Annotated in this window: 1 protein-coding gene; it reads right to left on the bottom strand. The window is 41.8% G+C overall.

All coding sequences use genetic code 11. The features are described 5' to 3' along the window. Positions 1-55 precede the first annotated feature (55 nt). Positions 56-2,203 (bottom strand): CRISPR-associated endonuclease Cas3'', encoded by a 2,148-nt coding sequence (locus ACEW9J_RS06475; RefSeq protein WP_373544317.1) that lies wholly within the window; start codon positions 2,201-2,203, stop codon positions 56-58. Positions 2,204-2,435: the final 232 nt, after the last annotated feature.

Raw genomic sequence — 2,435 nt, 5'->3', positions numbered from 1 at the left:
AGATCGCGAACCTCCCAGAAATTCTGCTATCACTATAGGTTCGCGTTGCGGTTTACTAAAGTAGCAGCGGAAGGTTGCTTGTTAAGCCAAGATCGTAGCCACCAAGCCATTCATCTATTCCAGTTGACGAATCGATGTACCCATCTTTTTTAGCTCGATCGTATTTTTCTTTATACAGACCAACACAGTGCCGTTGTAGAATTCGATAGTTAGCTTTACCGATCGCTTCGTCGTATTCAGCAAGAATACTAGGCGAGGCGTTCCACCAACGAGGATTGACTAACACTGAACTTGTGGGAGAGATCATTTGCCATTTTTGGCTGACAGTTTTCCACTCTAATTTTTTAAGACCTTCTAAGTAATTATAAACACCAGAATTGTGCTGCGATAAAATTGCATCTTGTAACAGTAATTTGCTATAAAGCGTCAAGACATCTGGTGACTGTAGATTTGTACCCATTGCCATTGCCTGTAATGTACGAGTAGCGCGTCTATCGCTACCAAGAGGGACTGGATAATTTCGTACAGTTTTAAATATAGTTACAGGACTTTCACTATCTTTCTTGTTCCTGTTGATCCGTCCAGCAAATTGCACGATCGATTCTAATCCTGATAGTTCGCGGTAGCCCTGAGCACAATCGAGATCTACACCTGTTTCAATCGCGCTAGTCGCGCAAATAATGACAGGATGACCATCCTTTTTCGCTCGATCGACTGCTGCCCTAATCTCAGCTAAGACTACATCGCGGTGAGCGGGAGGCATATTAGCAGTATATTTATAAACTTGATAATCTGACAGAGATTGCGTAACTGTATAAACATCATTACAAGTAGCTACAGTATTTGTCACAATCAGGGTGCTACTTTTTTGAGATTGGACGATTTCAGCGGTGATGAATTCCCATGTTAAAGGTGATTTAGCCCATTTATATTCGACTCGTCTAGTGCCTGCGAAATATCGATCGATTTGAGCTTGTGGAAGTACTTCGATTGGATTAATGCCCAAAGGTGCGTAATCTGGCATAGTTGCCGTTGACAATATAATTGAAACTCCGTGGTCTTGCACTAATTGGTCGAGTATTTTAATACAAGCGATTAATAGTTCATTTGGTAATCCTTGTACTTCATCCAAGACAATCACCGCATTTTTTAAACTGGGCATTCTTTGCGCCGTTTGTGCTCTAGAACCCAGCAACACTTCAAAAAGTTGCACCATCGTTGTAGTGATAATGGGCGTTTCCCACCACTGTCGAGAGTTACGAAGTTGTTTCGGGTCTTGAGTTTTTGGATCGACCAATGTACTCCAGTGCCCAAGAACATTATCCGCGCCTAATACTTCTTGATACTGGTTGTACGACTGTTCTAAAATTGCCGTCCACGGCACACAATAAATGACTTTTTGTTTATCCCATTGGGCTGCATGATCGAGAGCTATTTGCATTACGCTCCAAGTTTTGGAGATACCACATGGGCCGCGTACTGATAGCCAGCCAGGGGCAAGATGCGCTCTTTTTCGACATTGAGTATAAAAGTCACAACGTAACCTGTCGATTTCTGTCTGAGGATTGCTATATTTAGTTGCATACCAAACTGCTAGCTTCTCAGACAGATCTGCCATTGACGGATAATTCTTGGGTTGCCAGCCGTCGCTCATTGCTGCATTTTGTCGATCGGCAGCAATCAAACAGCCATACAAAAATCGTAATCTTTGAGCTGTGGAATACTGATTAGGTACGATCCAATTATCTAAATCGCGATAATCGACAGCATCGATCGCTTGTTGCAATGCGGTTAGATATTCAGGCTCGATATTCCATCTATCGTCATCGAGTTTGGGTAACGGTTTGGCTGGATCTTCTCCTATGAGCCAATCTACTCCTGCTGGAAAATCGGGTAATCCTGTATGATGACAAGCGATCGCTATTGCTAATGAAATAACCTTAAAATGTTTGCGATCGGGAAATAACCGCATTAAATATAAAGCCCCTTCAACTGAATGATGCGGTAACTTTACTTCTCTACCTTGGGCAATTTCATTAATTCCATAGACCCATTTAGGATGATACTTGCCATAGTCATGGAGCAGTCCGATTAACTTTGCCCATACTTCTAGATCTGGGCAAAGTTTGGCGGTGCCATCACCAACACCGATGAGATGAACGAGCAAATCTTGATTAGGTCGAGCTAGTGCTTTGAGCATCATAATGTACGCCGACCAATATTATTTTTGAGGCTATTAAAAATTATAAATCTTAAATGTTTGCATAAATCCGATCGAAGTAAACATTATTTAATGATTTTTGTGACTTTTTACCTGCGATTTGGGAAGCATATATATATAAGAGAATTCAATAACCGTCGATCGTGAAAGTAATTATTAGTGCCCCACTAGGTCATTTCCAACGACCAGGGAATCCAGGAGAACCCAGTACCTA

The organism is Chamaesiphon sp. (assembly GCF_041737865.1).
GTDB lineage: Bacteria > Cyanobacteriota > Cyanobacteriia > Cyanobacteriales > Chamaesiphonaceae > Chamaesiphon.
Note: the sequence above shows the minus strand (reverse complement) of the source record. Positions and strands in the feature narration are given on the sequence as shown.

Coding starts and splice junctions, on each gene's coding strand:
- ACEW9J_RS06475 (WP_373544317.1), bottom strand. CDS start 2,203: ATGATGCTCAAAGCACTAGCTCGACCTAATCAAGATTTGCTCGTTCAT.